The sequence below is a fragment of the Bowmanella sp. JS7-9 genome (assembly GCF_004329715.1).
Taxonomy (GTDB): domain Bacteria; phylum Pseudomonadota; class Gammaproteobacteria; order Enterobacterales; family Alteromonadaceae; genus Pseudobowmanella; species Pseudobowmanella zhangzhouensis.
The window spans coordinates 225,323-240,588 of record NZ_JXSY01000011.1; the positions used below are offsets into that span (position 1 = coordinate 225,323).

General features: G+C 51.5%; 18 protein-coding genes and 1 pseudogene. 11 read left to right on the forward strand and 8 right to left on the reverse strand.

Features of this window, described 5'->3' with window-relative positions; genetic code table 11:
* Nucleotides 1-18: 18 nt before the first annotated feature.
* Entirely contained in the window at nucleotides 19-690 is a 672-nt protein-coding gene (locus TK45_RS06465; RefSeq protein ID WP_165490723.1) for a DUF2202 domain-containing protein, read from the forward strand.
* 5 nt (nucleotides 691-695) lie between these two features.
* Here the strand turns inward: TK45_RS06465 and dapE are convergent, their stop codons facing one another.
* Nucleotides 696-1,868: a succinyl-diaminopimelate desuccinylase gene (gene dapE, locus TK45_RS06470; protein WP_131257825.1), complete on the reverse strand. Its 1,173-nt coding sequence runs from the start codon at nucleotides 1,866-1,868 to the stop codon at nucleotides 696-698.
* Nucleotides 1,869-2,040: 172 nt separating this feature from the next.
* Here dapE and TK45_RS06475 point away from each other — a divergent pair, with 172 nt between their 5' ends.
* The 3 genes from TK45_RS06475 to TK45_RS06485 all read left to right on the forward strand — a co-directional run bounded on the left by TK45_RS06475 (nucleotide 2,041) and on the right by TK45_RS06485 (nucleotide 4,932).
* A complete protein-coding gene (locus TK45_RS06475; RefSeq protein WP_131257826.1) occupies nucleotides 2,041-2,553 on the forward strand; it encodes a phosphatase PAP2 family protein in 513 nt (170 codons plus the stop codon).
* Nucleotides 2,554-2,567: 14 nt separating this feature from the next.
* Nucleotides 2,568-3,629 (forward strand): MJ1255/VC2487 family glycosyltransferase, encoded by a 1,062-nt coding sequence (locus TK45_RS06480; protein ID WP_131257827.1) that lies wholly within the window; start codon nucleotides 2,568-2,570, stop codon nucleotides 3,627-3,629.
* Between the two features lie 85 nt (nucleotides 3,630-3,714).
* Nucleotides 3,715-4,932, forward strand: a complete 1,218-nt coding sequence (locus TK45_RS06485) for an EAL and HDOD domain-containing protein (RefSeq protein WP_131257828.1) — start codon at nucleotides 3,715-3,717, stop codon at nucleotides 4,930-4,932.
* 4 nt (nucleotides 4,933-4,936) lie between these two features.
* Here the strand turns inward: TK45_RS06485 and ftsX are convergent, their stop codons facing one another.
* The 3 genes and pseudogenes from ftsX to ftsY form a co-directional block, all read right to left on the reverse strand.
* Nucleotides 4,937-5,920, reverse strand: a complete 984-nt coding sequence (ftsX, locus tag TK45_RS06490; RefSeq protein ID WP_131257829.1) for a permease-like cell division protein FtsX — start codon at nucleotides 5,918-5,920, stop codon at nucleotides 4,937-4,939.
* Nucleotides 5,917-6,606: a cell division ATP-binding protein FtsE gene (gene ftsE, locus TK45_RS06495; protein WP_131257830.1), complete on the reverse strand. Its 690-nt coding sequence runs from the start codon at nucleotides 6,604-6,606 to the stop codon at nucleotides 5,917-5,919. The genes ftsX and ftsE overlap by 4 nt, the downstream gene beginning before the upstream one ends.
* A 3-nt stretch (nucleotides 6,607-6,609) precedes the next feature.
* A pseudogene (gene ftsY / locus TK45_RS06500) lies at nucleotides 6,610-7,539 on the reverse strand (signal recognition particle-docking protein FtsY); the annotation flags it as partial.
* Nucleotides 7,540-7,741: 202 nt separating this feature from the next.
* Here ftsY and rsmD point away from each other — a divergent pair.
* The gene (gene rsmD, locus TK45_RS06505) at nucleotides 7,742-8,452 is read left to right on the forward strand and encodes a 16S rRNA (guanine(966)-N(2))-methyltransferase RsmD (RefSeq protein ID WP_371414263.1); all 711 of its coding nucleotides are present in this window, start codon (nucleotides 7,742-7,744) and stop codon (nucleotides 8,450-8,452) included.
* Nucleotides 8,449-8,841 (forward strand): diacylglycerol kinase, encoded by a 393-nt coding sequence (locus TK45_RS06510; protein WP_131257832.1) that lies wholly within the window; start codon nucleotides 8,449-8,451, stop codon nucleotides 8,839-8,841. Before rsmD ends, TK45_RS06510 begins: the two co-directional genes overlap by 4 nt.
* 50 nt (nucleotides 8,842-8,891) lie before the next feature.
* Here the strand turns inward: TK45_RS06510 and tpx are convergent, their stop codons facing one another.
* The 3 genes from tpx to TK45_RS06525 form a co-directional block, all read right to left on the reverse strand.
* Complete coding sequence (gene tpx, locus TK45_RS06515; protein ID WP_131257833.1) at nucleotides 8,892-9,386, reverse strand: thiol peroxidase; 495 nt, start codon at nucleotides 9,384-9,386, stop codon at nucleotides 8,892-8,894.
* A gap of 65 nt (nucleotides 9,387-9,451) precedes the next feature.
* On the reverse strand, nucleotides 9,452-10,042 hold the full coding sequence (locus tag TK45_RS06520) for a YjaG family protein (RefSeq protein WP_174719774.1): 591 nt from the start codon (nucleotides 10,040-10,042) through the stop codon (nucleotides 9,452-9,454).
* Entirely contained in the window at nucleotides 10,039-10,629 is a 591-nt protein-coding gene (locus tag TK45_RS06525; RefSeq protein ID WP_131257835.1) for a YhgN family NAAT transporter, read from the reverse strand. The genes TK45_RS06520 and TK45_RS06525 overlap by 4 nt, the downstream gene beginning before the upstream one ends.
* A 193-nt stretch (nucleotides 10,630-10,822) precedes the next feature.
* On the opposite strand from TK45_RS06525, the gene TK45_RS06530 reads away from it, so the two are divergent.
* Nucleotides 10,823-11,005, forward strand: a complete 183-nt coding sequence (locus TK45_RS06530) for a helix-turn-helix domain-containing protein (RefSeq protein ID WP_131257836.1) — start codon at nucleotides 10,823-10,825, stop codon at nucleotides 11,003-11,005.
* Between the two features lie 46 nt (nucleotides 11,006-11,051).
* Here the strand turns inward: TK45_RS06530 and pepB are convergent, their stop codons facing one another.
* On the reverse strand, nucleotides 11,052-12,335 hold the full coding sequence (pepB, locus tag TK45_RS06535; RefSeq protein ID WP_131257837.1) for an aminopeptidase PepB: 1,284 nt from the start codon (nucleotides 12,333-12,335) through the stop codon (nucleotides 11,052-11,054).
* Nucleotides 12,336-12,403: 68 nt separating this feature from the next.
* Here pepB and sfsA point away from each other — a divergent pair, with 68 nt between their 5' ends.
* The 4 genes from sfsA (at nucleotide 12,404) to TK45_RS06555 (ending at nucleotide 15,208) form a co-directional block, all read left to right on the forward strand.
* Nucleotides 12,404-13,117 (forward strand): DNA/RNA nuclease SfsA, encoded by a 714-nt coding sequence (sfsA, locus tag TK45_RS06540; protein WP_131257838.1) that lies wholly within the window; start codon nucleotides 12,404-12,406, stop codon nucleotides 13,115-13,117.
* A 144-nt stretch (nucleotides 13,118-13,261) separates the two neighbouring features.
* Nucleotides 13,262-13,717: an RNA polymerase-binding protein DksA gene (dksA, locus tag TK45_RS06545; protein WP_131257839.1), complete on the forward strand. Its 456-nt coding sequence runs from the start codon at nucleotides 13,262-13,264 to the stop codon at nucleotides 13,715-13,717.
* Between the two features lie 64 nt (nucleotides 13,718-13,781).
* The gene (gene gluQRS, locus TK45_RS06550; RefSeq protein WP_131257840.1) at nucleotides 13,782-14,684 is read left to right on the forward strand and encodes a tRNA glutamyl-Q(34) synthetase GluQRS; all 903 of its coding nucleotides are present in this window, start codon (nucleotides 13,782-13,784) and stop codon (nucleotides 14,682-14,684) included.
* Entirely contained in the window at nucleotides 14,672-15,208 is a 537-nt protein-coding gene (locus tag TK45_RS06555) for a hypothetical protein (protein WP_131257841.1), read from the forward strand. The genes gluQRS and TK45_RS06555 overlap by 13 nt, the downstream gene beginning before the upstream one ends.
* The last annotated feature ends 58 nt before the right edge of the window (nucleotides 15,209-15,266 follow it).

Below are 15,266 nucleotides of genomic sequence, written 5' to 3' on the forward strand. Positions count from 1 at the left end.
AAGGAGCGGATGATGGGCGTGAGATATTTTTTACTGATCGTCATACTTGTGTTGTTAGGTGGTTGTGGTGGCGACGGTGGTTCTATCTCTATTGCCAGTGTTGATCGCAATGGTTACACCACGGTTAACAATAACCAGTTAAGTGTGCAATTAACTAATTTGACGGTTGGTACCCTAAGCGCAGATGAGACAGCTGGCGTCCTGCTAATGCGCGAAGAAGAAAAACTTGCCCGTGATGTATATCGCAGTCTGGCAAACCTTTTCAGTCAGCCGATCTTTGATAACATCGCCGACATTGAAGAAACTCATATGCAGGCAATGCTACTGCTTGTGCAGCGCTACAACCTGACCGATCCGGTTGGCAGTCAGGGCATCGGAAGTTTTACTGACCCTCAGCTTCAACAGCTGTATGTGCAATTGGTTGACGAAGGCAGCTCGGATTTAGTTGCCGGGCTGAGTATCGGGGCGCGTATCGAGGAGTTGGATATTGCCGATATTAGTCGTTTGGAGACGCAGTTAGAGGACAATGCAGATATCGCGCTGGTTTATGACAATCTTAAGCGCGGATCGCGTAATCATCTGCGCGCTTTTTACCAGCAAATAGTCAGTAATGGCGGTAGCTATACGCCAGTGTACCTGAGTGCTGATGAGTTCAACGCTATCATCAATAGCGATATTGAGCGCGGTTAACGCGCTCAGCTCAGCAGATTAGCAAGCAACTCCGTGTAGATATCTTCCAGCGTCACGATGTCGGTTAGCGCCACGTGCTCATTGATTTGGTGGATACTATGATTCGGTACACCTAACTCGACCACCTCTGTGTGTGGACCGGCGAAGAAACGCCCGTCTGAGGTGCCGCCAGCGGTGGACATCATAGGGTAACACCCCGTGGTTTTCACAATCGCCTGCTCGGCAGCATGTATTAATCCGCCCGCATGGCTGTTGGCAGTGAAATAGGGTTCACAGGCGCGCTCCCAGTGCAGTTCATAATCATCGGTTTGGGCGCTGATGGCGTTCTCAATTAACTGTTGTAAACCGGCTAATTCGAAGTGATGGGAATAGCGTACGTTGAAACACAGTTCGCAGCGTGCCGGTACAATATTGTCGGTAAAGTCACCGGAATTGCAGTAGGTGATTTGTAATGTGGTGCCGGGAAAATCCGCACTGCCCTGATCCCAGGGAAGTTGCTGCAGAGCCGTGATGACATTAGCGGCCTGATGCAGTGCATTGCGGGTTTGCTGCGGATAGGCTACGTGGCCGGCTTTACCGCGCAGAATCAACTTGGCGGATACCGCGCCACGTCGTCCGACTTTAATGGTATCGCCACTGCGTAAATGCGCGGTGGGCTCGCCAATAATCACTTTGTCCAGCGCAATCCGTTTGTCGTCCAGCCATTGGCGGATGGCTTTGCTGCCATGCTCTGCCTCACCCTCTTCATCACTCGTGATTAGCCACATAAAACGCTGACGGATAGGCCGCTGCAGGCCAATATGCTGGTGCCAGGCACCCAACATGGCGGCGATACCGGTTTTCATATCGGCGGCACCACGGCCATAAAGTTTGTTGTCTTCAATGTGAGCTGCAAACGGGTCAAAACGCCATTTTTCACGCGGTCCGGTTGGCACAACATCGGTATGTCCGGCAAAAGCGATGGTTTGTGGCCCGTTGCCAATGGTTGCCAGCAGATTGCGCACCCCCTGTTGCTCAAAGGCGTGACAGGTAAAACCCAGCGCACTCAGTTGGGCAGCCAGCCACTCCTGACATCCGCCATCATCCGGGGTAATAGACACTCGCTGCATTAATGTCTGGCTGAAGCTGATGCTCTGATGAGCGTGTGATTCTGACTGATTTAACCGTTGATTTTGCATGGTCATCTCCTACACAGGATGACGCCATTACATCTGCGCTGGATGACAGACACGTGTCAGTTTGGCAACAATCCTGTGACATGTGCTGATGTCATAAAGTCTTCGTGAAATTGTCACGGGAAAGTCACACGGGCTGCGCAAACTTTAATCAATGCGAAGAGAGGGACGTGTGATGCGGCTGATTACTGATAAAGACATGCAATTGTTTCGTTGGTTGTTCGCTAAAACTGCCAGTTACGAGGGAAAGGCGATTAAATGGATTTCGCGCACCGGTGATGGTCATCTTTATCTGCTGCTGGGGATTTTATTGTGGGCCTTTGAGCCAGAGCACGGTGCGTTATTTATGTATACGGCGCTGTTGGCCTACGCACTGGAATTACCGGTTTATGTGATTCTTAAAAAGGCATTTAAGCGTCCACGCCCTTGCGACCTATTGTTTAACTTCCGTGCCCACATCAAGCCTTCGGACAAATTCAGCTTGCCATCCGGGCACACCGCGGCGGCCTTTTTGATGGCGTCATTACTTAGCTGGTTTTATCCCCTGGTGACGATTCCGGTATTCCTTTGGGCAACCTGTGTGGGACTGTCACGCATCCTGCTTGGCGTCCATTATCCCACGGATATTCTTGCCGGTGCCTGTCTCGGGCTGACCATCTCTGTGACCAGTATCGCCATTTTGCACTGAGGTGTGTTGTGAAAATGAATATTCTTTACGGTGTGCAGGGTACCGGTAATGGCCATATTACCCGCGCCAGAGTGCTGGCCGAGGCATTATCCCGACGCAGTGATATTCAGGTCGATTATCTATTTAGCGGCCGTGAGCCGCAGCAATACTTCGATATGCAGATTTTTGACGAATATCAGACTAAACAGGGTATGACTTTTGTAACCCACAAAGGTCGGGTGGATCGCTGGCAAACAGCCAGACAACTGAAATTGCGTCAATTAATCGATGACGTGCAGCAATTACCCATGGGCGACTATGATCTGGTGATCAACGATTTTGAGCCAATCAGTGCCTGGGCCGCGCAGTTACGTCATGTGCCGTCGATTTCTATCAGCCATCAGGCTTGTTTTTTGTCACCTGTGCCTAACATAGGCAAAGGCATGCTGGATAATTTGCTGTTGCGCTATTTTGCCCCAACCACTTATAATCTGGGGGTGCATTGGTATCATTTCGGCCAATCAATTTTACCGCCATTTGTCACAGACGTTTCCCAGCCGGTGGCACCCAGTGGGCGTATTCTGGTGTATTTACCCTTTGAGGAACTGAACGAAATCGGTGCATTGCTGAGGCAGTTTCCTGAGCAAGGCTTCGACGTGTTCCACCCTCATCTCACCAGTGACACTCAACAGGACAATATTCACTGGTATGTGCCGTGTAAAAACGCGTTTAAGCACTGTTTACAGGCAAGTGACGGGGTGATTGGCAACGCGGGCTTTGAACTGTCCAGTGAATGTCTGCATCTGGGTAAAAAATTACTGTTGAAGCCGCTACATGGCCAATTTGAGCAATTGTCCAATGTTGTGACGCTGGAAAAAATGGGGCGCTGCCAGACTATGCAGCGTCTGGATGCCAGTGCCGTACGCCGCTGGCTGACCTTCGATAGCGTTGAGCCGGTGCGATTTCCGGCTAAAGCAGATTTATTAGTTGAATGGATCCTGGATGAAAACTGGCAGGATAGCCGTGAATTGTGTGATGCACTGTGGCAGCAGGTGTCGTTTCCTCCTGACGTAAAACAAAAACTGGCCGGAATTTGAACATAGCCCAATTCTGCATATACTTTCGGGGCAGGACGCTTAGCAGTTACATGGAAAGTCACATCAGTTTCGGGGTCTTTCTTTCATGTATGCATATGTTGCGCGCCAGGCTATCTTCGATCGCGCTAAAGAGGTTATTGGTTACGAGTTGCTGTTTCGCGATGGCCAGCAAAACTGTTATCCCAATATTGAACCAGACGAAGCCACCTCCAAGCTGATAAATCAGCATCATTTAAGTACCGAATTGACCGATATCACCGACGGTAAAAAGGCATTTCTGAATTTCTATCGCGATACCTTGCTTTATCGTTTCCCCACATCGTTAGATCCGCTCACCACCGTGATTGAGGTGATCGAAACCACTGAGGTTGATGCCGAACTGATCCGCGCATGCAAACATCTGCACGACCTTGGCTACAAGCTGGCGCTGGATGATTACGATTTTGACACCCGTTGGGATCCCCTGTTTCCTTATGTTGCGATGGTCAAGATTGAGGCAGATGAACGCTCTTTGCAGCAGCTTCCCGGTTTGCTTGAGCGTATCCGTCATCGCCCGGTTAAGGTCGTGGTTGAGCGGATTGAAACAAATGTGCAGTTTGAGCAGTTTCTGGCCTTGGGAGTGGATTATTTTCAGGGCTATTTTTTCACCCGTCCGGAAGTCATGCAGCGCAAAGATCTACCGGTGATGAAGCTTAATTTGTTACGCATGATTGAAATCAGTGCGCGCCATGATTTTGCTATGAGTGATATGAATAGCGTATTGGAGCGGGACGCTTCGCTGGCGTTTAAGTTATTACGCTATATGAATAATCCGGCCAATTATCAGCGCCAGAAGATATCGTCCTTGCTGCATGCCCTGAATTACATGGGGCAGATCGAGGTGAAAAAATTCATCGCGTTGTTGGCCATGGCCAACCTCGGTGATAGCAAGCCGGATGAATTGTTGACCCTATCGCTGAGCCGGGCGAAATTTTGTCAGGCAGTCGCCGACTACCGGGGCGACGAACAAAATCCTCCCAAAGGCTTTCTGATCGGCCTGTTATCCACCCTCGATGCCATGCTGGATTTGAGTATGCAGGACATTGTGCGCAGATTGCCGCTGGCAGACGATATCAGTGCGGCACTGCGTGGCGAGAGCGGGGATTTACGTCGCTATTTAGAATTGGCACAGGCTTATGAGCAGGCGAATTGGACGCAAACGGAACATCTGGCGGAAGCACTGGCGATACCGGCTGACCTGATGGCAGTGAAATACCAACAGGCGATTCAGTGGGCGGATGAATTGAAAAACACCGCCATTTAACGCCTTACTGCGGTTCGATGTCTTTTACATGGCGATAAACGCTGAGCATCGAGCCGACCAAACCCAAGCCGATGGATAGGCCCAGCATGGTAAGCAGTTCATTACCCTGCAGACCCGTCAGGTTGAAGTCATGGGCATACAACTCGGTCAGGCTGGCGATGCTCGACTCGGCCCACCATAGCAGCAACATCACCGCAAACCACGCCGATAGCCCGCCTAGCAAGCCGTACCAGAAACCGGTATACAAAAACGGGCGCTGAATAAAGGCATCGGTGGCACCCACCAGCTTCATAATCTGAATTTCGCTGCGTTTATTCAAAATATTCAGGCGAATGGTATTACCGATGATCACCACCACCGCCATAAACAATAGCAGGGCGATCATCAGTACTAAATCGTGCGCCATCTCGACTGCAGCATGCAGGCGATTGAGCCAATCGATATCCAGTTTGCCAAACTCCACTTCGCGCTCATTGCGCAATTTATCCAGCAACAAGGCCGCTGCGGTTGGCCCGGTGTGGCGTGCGGTTGGCATAACCAGCAGTACATCGGGTAGTGGATTTTTGTTGAGATACTTGAGTGCATCGCCCATGCCGGAGCGCTGCTGAAAATCTTTCAGGCCCTGTTCGGCGGTGATATGCACCACCTGTTCGACCTCCGGCCAGGCATTAATGCGACGAATTAACTGTTGAATATCACCAGCGGGTAGATCCTGGCGTAAAAATAACGAGATCTCAGCGGCCTGTTCCCAACCGGAACTGATTTGTTCGGTATTTTTGACCAGCACATACAAGGTCGATGGCAGGGTAATGGCTAAGCCCAAAACCGCAATGGTGAGCATAGAGTCTGCCGGCGCGCGCCACAGTTCACCGAGGCTGGCTAATGCCTGACGCACATGGTCGACGAAAAACATCAGTACTTTTTGCAATGAAGATATTTTTTGCTGGCTAGCGCCCTGACTACTGCGGCCGGTAAACAGAATGCTCATTCTGAGTCCCCCCGCCAGTCTTCCACCAGACCATCGGTAATCATCTGGCCGTTACGCAATGTCAGTGTGCGGTAGCGCATGCGGGCAATCAGGCCCAGATCGTGGGTTGCAATCAACACAGACACACCGGCTTGATTGAGTTTCTCAAACAGATTGATGATTTCCATCGACAGCTTAGGATCCAGGTTGCCGGTAGGCTCGTCGGCAAGCAGAATCGGTGGCTTATTAACGATGGCGCGGGCAATACCTACCCGTTGCTGCTCACCACCGGACAGGGTAATCGGTAACGAATTAATTTTGTCAGCCAGCCCAACCAAATCCAGTGCCGCATGCACCTTGCGGGTAATGTCGCGGCGGCTGTAGCCTTCGATGACCAACGGCAAGGCCACATTGTCAAAGGCTGTCTTGTCCATCAGTAGCTGATGGCTTTGGAAGATCATGCCAATATCACGGCGAATATACGGCACCTGACGGTTTTTGATTTTACCCAGGTCATGGCCGTTGATGAGCACCCGTCCTACGGTCGGGCGTTCCATGATACTGATTAACTTGAGCAGGGTGCTTTTTCCGGCACCGGAATGGCCGGTCAAAAACGCCATTTCGCCGGGTGGAATATGAAAACTGACCTGACGCAACGCTTGTTGTCCGCCCGGATAGGTTTTGCTTACCTGCTCAAATTTAATCATGCCTTAGCCTTGTTGCTGTTCAAACAGGGCATCGACGAATTCTTTGCTGTCAAACGGGCGTAAATCGTCAATCCCTTCACCAACGCCTATGTATCTGATTGGTATGCCAAATTTATCAGCTATGGCGAAAATTACACCCCCTTTTGCAGTACCATCCAATTTGGTCAGGGTAATGCCGGTTAATCCCACCGCTTCACTGAATAATTTACACTGGCTCAGGGCGTTTTGTCCGGTACCGGCATCCAGTGCCAGCATGACCTCATGGGGGGCATCCGGATTAAGTTTTTTCATTACCCGGACGACTTTCTTCAATTCTTCCATCAGGTGGTCTTTGTTCTGCAAGCGTCCGGCGGTATCGGCAATCAGCACATCCACATCACGAGCCTGCGCCGCTTGCAGTGCGTCGAACAACACCGAAGCACTGTCTGCACCGGTATGCTGGGCAATCACCGGAATATTGTTGCGCTCGCCCCATACCTGCAATTGTTCAACGGCAGCCGCACGGAACGTATCGCCGGCAGCCAGCATGACTTTCTTGCCTTGTTGTTGGAACTGCTTGGCCATTTTGCCGATAGTGGTGGTTTTGCCCACGCCGTTGACGCCTACCATCAGGATCACAAACGGCCCGTTGCCTGCGCTGGCCACGTCCAGTGGCTGACTGACCGGTTGCAGCAACTGTTCCATTTGCTCCTTCAGCACGCCATATAACGCTTCACCATCCTGTAATTGCTTGCGATTGGCGCGTTCGGTCAACTCGGTGATGATTTTCTGGGTGGTATCCATGCCCAAATCAGCAACCAATAACTGGGTTTCCAGTTCCTCGAACAATTCGTCATCAATTTTTTTGCCGCTGAACAGGTTTAAAAAGCCAGAACCAATATTCTCACTAGTCTTGGATAAACCGGCTTTCAGGCGTTCAAAAAGAGAAGGCTTTTTCTCTTTTAATGCCGGCGGTGTTTCAGTCTGGCTAACTGGCGCAGTGGCGCTCGGTGCCGGCACTGAGGTGGTGTCAGTGGGTTCGGCCTGCGGCACTGCTGCAGTGCTTTGTTGCTCGGCATTTTCGGCGGCCGAAGTAGGCGCATCCTGCTCGGGGGCCTGATCTTTATTTTTGCCAAACCAGGAAAAGAATTTCGACATGGGAGACCTTTATTCTATGGCCATGTGTCTGGGCTGTTTCAACACGGCGCAAAACGTTACACTACGGGGAATTAAGTTGGTCTTAATTTATCCGGGTAATCATAACATTTCCATGAAGCGACAGGTCAAACAAAAATCCCCCGCGACGGGTGCCATTCGTATTATTGCCGGCCAATGGCGAGGCCGAAAGCTACCCGTTCTGGATGTAGAAGGCCTGCGGCCGACCACGGATCGCACCAAGGAAACGGTGTTTAACTGGTTAACCCCATATCTGGCCGAGACGAATTGTCTGGATGCCTTCGCAGGAGCCGGGTCGTTAGGATTTGAGGCGTTATCCCGTTATGCCAGCCATTGCACCTTTGTTGAATTGGATAAGCAGGCCGCCAAACAGATATTGGCCAATCGCGATCTGTTGAAACTGTCTGCGCAGGCGGCGGACGTGCGCCAGGGCAGTTTGTTCCAGCAACATCTGCCGGAGGCCAGCTACGATGTCGTGTTTGTCGATCCGCCGTTTAACCGGGGGTTGGCGCAGCAGGCCATTGATTGGCTCAGTCAGTCAGGTTGTCTTAAACCTGATGCACTGGTTTATGTGGAATGTGAGTTAACGGCGATGCCACTGAATTTGCCAGGTGGCTGGCAGTTGTTGAAACAAAAGCAAACCCAGCAATTTAGCTATCAACTTTATCAGACAGGAGATCGCGACGCATGAGTCACGGACAGCACGTAAAACCCAATGGCAGTGGTATTGGCCGAATTATCAAAGCGACCAAATGTTCATTCGATGGGTTGGTTAGTGCATGGCGCGATGAAGCGGCGTTTCGCCAGGAAATGCTGATGGCGGTGATCGGCACTGCGCTGGCTTGCTGGTTGGCGCAAAGCATAAATCAGTGGTTGCTGTTAGTCATTCCGTTAATGGCGCTGTTGGTGGTGGAAATCTTTAACAGTGCGATTGAAGCGGCCATCGACCGTATCGGTGCGGAAATTCACCCTTTGTCGAAAAAGGCTAAAGATCTGGGCTCCTCAGCGGTGTTTATTACCTTGCTGATTATTGCCCTGTGCTGGGGCAGTGTGCTGTATCAGAACTATCTGGTGGGCTAAGGGAAATAAGAAAAACAGGTCTGCCGGGATGGCAAACCTGTTTGTCAGGCTTACAGAACGGCCAGTGCGGCGTCGTAATCAGGTTCGTTAGCGATTTCGCTGACCAGTTCGGTATGTAATACCTCACCTTTTTCGTTCAATACGACCACAGCGCGGGCAGTTAATCCGGCCAGCGGTCCATCTACCATTTTCACCCCATAGTCAGATGCGAACGAGCTGCGGAACGCAGATGCGGGCACGACATTTTGCAGGCCTTCGGCGCCACAAAAGCGCGCCAGTGCAAAAGGTAAATCCATCGAAACACACACCACAGCCGTGTTATCCATTGTGGAGGCCTGTTGATTAAACTGGCGCACCGACTGGGCACAGGTAGGGGTATCGACACTGGGAAAAATATTCAGCACAACGCGTTTGCCGCTGAAGTCGGCGCTGGTTGCCGGGCTTAAATCAGTTTTGACTAAATCGAATGCAGGCGCTTTGCTGCCGACGGCAGGCAGATCGCCAGTGGTGTTAAATGGGTTACCTTTTAGTGTCACGCTAGCCATAGTTGTCTCCTTTAAAGTGGCAATGCCAATACTGAGTTGGGTAGTGCTGCGATCACTCAGTGGGGTTAGTCGGTTAATTCAATACCGATATTTGAAATACCTTCTTCACGCACCAACGTGCGCAATTGCTTACATAGCGCCGCGCTGACGCTTTCCGCTTCTATGATATCCAGCAATTCATTTTGCAACGCGACTTCCCATTGCATCAGGGGATGAGCGGCAATCTGCTGATTTTCTAAATCATCACCGGCTTCCTGCAGGATATAAGCCTCGACGCTGCCCTGGGATAACTTACTTACCACCACTGCACCTTGCAGATCTTCACCCAGAATCAACTGCAGCAATGCCTGCATGGACATCGCCGTATCAATCGCGGGGTAAACACCATACATGTCGAAGTCGGCCGCGTCCGGTGTGATTTCTTCAATGCGTTCCAGGCGGGTGGCGAAATTCATTTTCGCTTTTGGCACGCTCAACCATTCCCACACACAATTGAGGGTGGTACGAAATTCACTGGCATCGCCAAATTCGGTCGCTTCACTGAATAACTGATAGTTAGTCAGCATGCGTTCCAGCAGTGCCGCGGAGAAGGCAATCGCCGATTTGTCTGTCAACGCGCGGGCGCGGGCGAAAGTACTGAGCTTTTTCTTCATTATTTATGCCCCAGATAGGTGGCCACCCCATCGAGCAGCATTTGAATGGAAATCATGACCAGAATCATACCCATCAGGCGCTCCATGGCGGTCAGGCCTTTTTCGCCGAGCAGGCGGTGGAACAGATTACTGAACATTAAAATTGCGGCACTGACTAACCAGGCTGCAAACAGTGCAATGCTCCAGTCTGTCATGCGGCTGGGATCCTGATTAGCCAGCAGTATCAACGCGGCCAGAATCGACGGGCCAGCAATCATCGGTACGGCTAATGGGACTAAAAACGGCTCTTCACCGACCGCGGTGCCAATCACGCCGCCTGGCTGTGGGAAAATCATCCGCAGGGCAATCAAAAACAGAATAATCCCGCCCGCGATGCTGACACTTTCCTGACGTACATTCAGGAAATCCAGAATCTGCTGACCACTAAAAAGGAATAAGCCCATGATTAATAAAGAGAAAACTAGTTCTCTGGCAAGAATAATACGGCGCCGCTTGGGCTCGATAGATTTCAGAACCGACATAAACACCGGCAAATTGCCAAGTGGATCCATGATCAAAAACAACATCACGGCGGCTGACCAAATATCCATGGGACTCTCTTTAAGTAATTAACTGGGCTATTCTAGCATTTAAAAAACAGGCAGTAATTCAAATGGTTAAATAATTACTGCGCAAAACCACCCTAGGTTAGCCGGTTTATGCGGTCGTTCTGCTGATGAACTAGCGAAACGACAGTTTTGCGATTACATTGTAAAAAAAATTTTAAAAACCAAGAGGATCAACATGTCATTAATGTCAGTTTCGGATGTCGCGGAATTTCTCGGCGTACAGGAAATTCGTGTAGAACGTTTAGAGCGGGAAAGCCTGCTAGTGGCTGCCGGCCAGGACGAAAATGGCAAACCTATGTTTAAACGCGAAGACGTAGTGAAGTATAAAGAATTCGCGGAACGACTCGGCGGTTTGTAACAACAGGATTTACAGTAAAAAGGCGCCACAGAGGCGCCTTTTTTGTTTATTCCGCTTCATGTAGCAAGCGGGCAATGGTGCGAATACCCAGCCCGGTCGCACCGGCCGGATACAGGTTGGTCGCGGAGTTATTAAACGCCGCCGCCAGATCAAAGTGCAACCAGCCAGCGCCATCACGAGGTACAAAGCGTGACAGGAAACCGGCCGCATTGGAGGCACCGCCGGCGCCGCCACCTTTAACCGCACGACTGTTTGCGGTGTCCGCATAGGGTGATGGACAGGCTTCCTGGTGCCATTTCTCCAGTGGCAGTGGCCAGACGGGTTCTAATTCTTCGTTTGCCACTGCCATGGCGTGAGTCTGATAGTCTTTATCCAGCGCAAACAGCGCGTGGAAATCACTGCCAACCGCGGTCATCGCTGCGCCGGTTAAGGTTGCAGCATCAATAATGGTATGGGCACCAGTTTCGCCCGCTGCCAGCAGGCCATCGGCTAACACCAGACGCCCTTCCGCATCGGTGTTGACCACTTCAACTGTGGTGCCGTTTTTATAGGTGATGATGTCACCCAGTTTATAGGCATGACCGCTGATTAAGTTTTCTGCACAGCACAAGAACAGTTTGACCCGTTTGTTCAGCCCCTGTGAAATGGCCAGGCCTAACGCGCCCGCTACAGTCGCCGCGCCGCCCATATCGCATTTCATGGTCAGCATGCCCTCGGAGGCTTTAATGCTGTAGCCACCGCTGTCGAAGGTGATGCCTTTACCAACCAGCGCCGCCGCCACTGGCGCTGTGCTCAATCCGCTGGGGTTATAATCCACTTCCAGGAATACCGGCGGGCGATCACTGCCACGGCCTACTTCCCAGATCCCCATCCAACCGGCTTTCACCAGATCTTCACCGACAATGCGCGTAGCGCTGATAGCATCACCACCCAGTTCTTTTAACCAACTGGTGACACGCGCCGCGAGCAATTCCGGCGACAGGTTTTGTGGGGTTTCGTTGATCAGGTTGCGGGTAAAGACCAGCGCCTCGTACATTTTTTGCAGGTGCGCGGCATGTTCGTCCTGACACCATTTAATTTTGGCTGGCTTACGCACGGAACCAAAGCTGGTCGCAAATGCCCATTGCTGATCCGCCTGCCATTTTCCACTTAACAGCAGATCACGGCCGGTAACGCTATCCAGCAGACGGGCTGCTTTGCGTATGGTGCGTAATGAGTCGTCTTTATGTAAGTGAATAAAAATGCGTTCTGCGTCAAATGACACCAGAGCGGAATCACCCCACTGAGCGGGGGCAGGATCACGGCTTAAATAAACCGCCAGTTGCGACATAGTTTGTACCTCAGGTTATGATGGGCGCTGACAAATTTATCAGCTGAATTAGATTAACAGACAAGATTATGCACTATCCCAGCGCACTGACCAGTGCCAAATTTATTAATCGTTACAAACGCTTCTTTGTCGATGCGCGCCTTGAAAATGGCGACATCGTCACCGCCCATTGCCCCAATACAGGCTCGATGCGCCACTGTATCGGCGAAGGCTGGCCAGTATTGTTGTCCCACTCGGATAACCCCAAACGCAAACTCGCCTACACCCTGGAGTTTAGTCAAAACCCGCAAGGACATTGGATTGGCCTCAATACCGGTATGGCGAACAAGCTGGTGGAAGAAGCCCTGACACAGCGCAAGATTCCTTCCCTGGCCGGCTACAGCCAGGTACGGCGAGAGGTGAAATATGCGCAGAACAGTCGTATTGATTTCTTGCTTAGCGCAGAGGGAATGGCAGATTGCTATGTGGAAGTTAAATCCGTGACCTTGCTGGAAAATGGCCAGGGCTACTTCCCCGATGCTGCGAGTACGCGTGGGCAGAAGCATTTGCAGGATTTGATGCAGATGGTGGATGAGGGCCATCGCGCGGTGTTGTTGTTTCTCGTGCAACATGAAGGGATATTCAATGTCAGCGCGGCGGCACATATCGACCCTGTCTATGCCGATTTGCTCGAGCAGGCGAAGGCCCATGGGGTGCAGGTGATTGCCCTCAAAGCACGCCGGGAAGGAGAAAAATACCTTGCAGATCAAGTGCTCAATGATAGTTTGGGTGAAAAAGGTTGATTTTTTTTAGGTTAGCGCCATATTGGCAAGCTAACTTCGGGTCGGGTAGACCGCAAAGCGAGATTGTCAAGGATTGGGGTTTTTGCTATACCTTCACGCTTTGTCAAACCGACCTGTTTGCATTTAGTTCAGGAGAGAAGGCTGATGCCAACTGCAAATAATTCTAAAAATACAGCAACAGGCCTGCTAGCGCTGGCAGGTGTAATGCCCTATCAGGAAAAGCCGGGCGAAGAGTACATGAATGATGCCCAGATGGATCATTTCCGTAAACTGTTGCAGGCATGGCGAAATCAGTTGCGTGAGGAAGTCGATCGCACCGTGCATCATATGCAGGATGAAGCGGCGAATTTCCCGGATCCGGTAGACCGCGCTGCTCAGGAAGAGGAATTCAGCCTGGAACTGCGCGCCCGTGACCGCGAGCGTAAACTGATCAAGAAAATTGAAAAGACCCTGCGTCGTCTGGAAGATGATGACTTTGGTTTTTGTGATCAATGCGGTATCGAAATCGGTATCCGCCGCCTGGAAGCGCGTCCAACCGCTGACCTGTGCATTGACTGCAAAACCATGGCAGAAATCAAAGAAAAGCAAATGATGGGTTAACCCCTTCTGTGCTTCCTGCAAAAGCTGCCCATTGGCAGCTTTTGTTGTTTTTACGGCAATGATGATGACAGACACAATCTATCGTGGGCGCTTTGCCCCATCCCCATCAGGTCCATTGCATTTTGGCTCGCTGGTGGCCGCATTGGGATCCTATTTGCAGGCCAAATCCCACAACGGCCTGTGGCTGGTACGCATCGAAGATATCGATCCGCCCCGTGAAGCGCCGGGTGCGGCAGACCTTATTTTGCGTCAGTTAGCAGGTCACGGGTTGGAATGGGATGAGTCTGTCATCTGGCAAAGCCAGCGAAGTGAGGCTTACGACGCCGCTCTGGCTGCTTTGCAGCAACAAGGACGAGCCTATTTTTGTCAGTGTACCCGTGCGCAAATTAAAGCCGCCGGTGGGCACTATCTGGGCGCCTGCCGCCGTGCCGGGTTAGGTGCCGATGGTAACTCGCTGCGGTTTCTGAATACCGAGCCGGTGATGACATTTCAGGATGCCCATCTGGGTGAGATACATGCCGATAGGGGTTTTGCTTGTGAGGATTTTGTCCTACGCAGAAAAGATGGACTGTATGCCTACCATCTGGCCTCGGTGGTGGATGATGCCGCATCGGCTATCACTGAAGTGGTGCGCGGGGCAGATTTGCTGCAACCTACTGCCTGCCAGTTAGCGCTTTATCATGCACTCAATCTCACCCCGCCAGCTTATTTGCACCTACCGGTGATTAGCACTGAGCCAGGGCAAAAATTAAGTAAGCAAAATCACGCGCCGGCTATCGATAGTGCTTGCGCGGCAGATAATATCGCCAAAGTACTGGGTTGGCTGAATCATCCTTTGCCGAGCGAATTAATCGGGGCGCCAGTCAGTGAAATGTTATCCTGGGCGGTGGCCAACTGGCAGGTGAGTCGTCTGCCTAACAGCCAGGAAGTGTTACCAGATGAGCTAGGCCCCCAATGCGCTGGTTAATTGTCAGCGATATCTTTGGTCACACGCCCGAGCTTGAGTCGTGGTGCGCACGCCTGCCGGGTGAGGCACAGATTGTGCAGCCCTATTCCACGCAGCCACCGAGATTTGCTGACGATCACGCGGCCTATGCACATTTTACTGTGCACAGCGACATTGAACGCTTTGCCGCCAGGGTACTAGACGGGGTCAAGCGCTTTCAGCCACAACGGGTAGTGGGGTTTAGCGCCGGTGGTGCCGCAGCTTGGTTGGCGGCTTGCAGTGACAGTTTCAGCGCCAGACAGTTGCTGTGCTTTTATCCCGGTCAGGTTCGCCATTATCTGAATAAACAGCCGCAGGTACCCTGCGAGTTGATTTTCGCCGCCCACGAAGCGCATTTTGATGTGCAGGCTGTCATGGCCAAGCTCAGTCATTTGGCCGGTGTAAAGGTGCGGGATTGCGCGTATGCACACGGCTTTATGAATCCGTTATCCGCAGGTTTCGATGCCTGCGCCGAAACCTATTTCACCGATTATCTTTGCAATTAACCCGGCGATTGGCAGGGTGATTCTCATTTGTCCCTGTCTGGGCTAGAATGTGCGCCCA

Coding starts and splice junctions, on each gene's coding strand:
- TK45_RS06525 (WP_131257835.1), bottom strand. CDS start 10,629: ATGGATATTTGGTCAGCCGCCGTGATGTTGTTTTTGATCATGGATCCA.
- TK45_RS06510 (WP_131257832.1), top strand. CDS start 8,449: ATGAGTCACGGACAGCACGTAAAACCCAATGGCAGTGGTATTGGCCGA.
- dksA (WP_131257839.1), top strand. CDS start 13,262: ATGCCAACTGCAAATAATTCTAAAAATACAGCAACAGGCCTGCTAGCG.
- TK45_RS06555 (WP_131257841.1), top strand. CDS start 14,672: ATGCGCTGGTTAATTGTCAGCGATATCTTTGGTCACACGCCCGAGCTT.
- gluQRS (WP_131257840.1), top strand. CDS start 13,782: ATGACAGACACAATCTATCGTGGGCGCTTTGCCCCATCCCCATCAGGT.
- ftsE (WP_131257830.1), bottom strand. CDS start 6,606: ATGATTAAATTTGAGCAGGTAAGCAAAACCTATCCGGGCGGACAACAA.
- dapE (WP_131257825.1), bottom strand. CDS start 1,868: ATGCAAAATCAACGGTTAAATCAGTCAGAATCACACGCTCATCAGAGC.
- TK45_RS06475 (WP_131257826.1), top strand. CDS start 2,041: ATGCGGCTGATTACTGATAAAGACATGCAATTGTTTCGTTGGTTGTTC.
- tpx (WP_131257833.1), bottom strand. CDS start 9,386: ATGGCTAGCGTGACACTAAAAGGTAACCCATTTAACACCACTGGCGAT.
- TK45_RS06530 (WP_131257836.1), top strand. CDS start 10,823: ATGTCATTAATGTCAGTTTCGGATGTCGCGGAATTTCTCGGCGTACAG.
- TK45_RS06485 (WP_131257828.1), top strand. CDS start 3,715: ATGTATGCATATGTTGCGCGCCAGGCTATCTTCGATCGCGCTAAAGAG.
- rsmD (WP_371414263.1), top strand. CDS start 7,742: ATGGGAGACCTTTATTCTATGGCCATGTGTCTGGGCTGTTTCAACACG.
- TK45_RS06480 (WP_131257827.1), top strand. CDS start 2,568: ATGAATATTCTTTACGGTGTGCAGGGTACCGGTAATGGCCATATTACC.
- sfsA (WP_131257838.1), top strand. CDS start 12,404: ATGCACTATCCCAGCGCACTGACCAGTGCCAAATTTATTAATCGTTAC.
- pepB (WP_131257837.1), bottom strand. CDS start 12,335: ATGTCGCAACTGGCGGTTTATTTAAGCCGTGATCCTGCCCCCGCTCAG.
- ftsX (WP_131257829.1), bottom strand. CDS start 5,920: ATGAGCATTCTGTTTACCGGCCGCAGTAGTCAGGGCGCTAGCCAGCAA.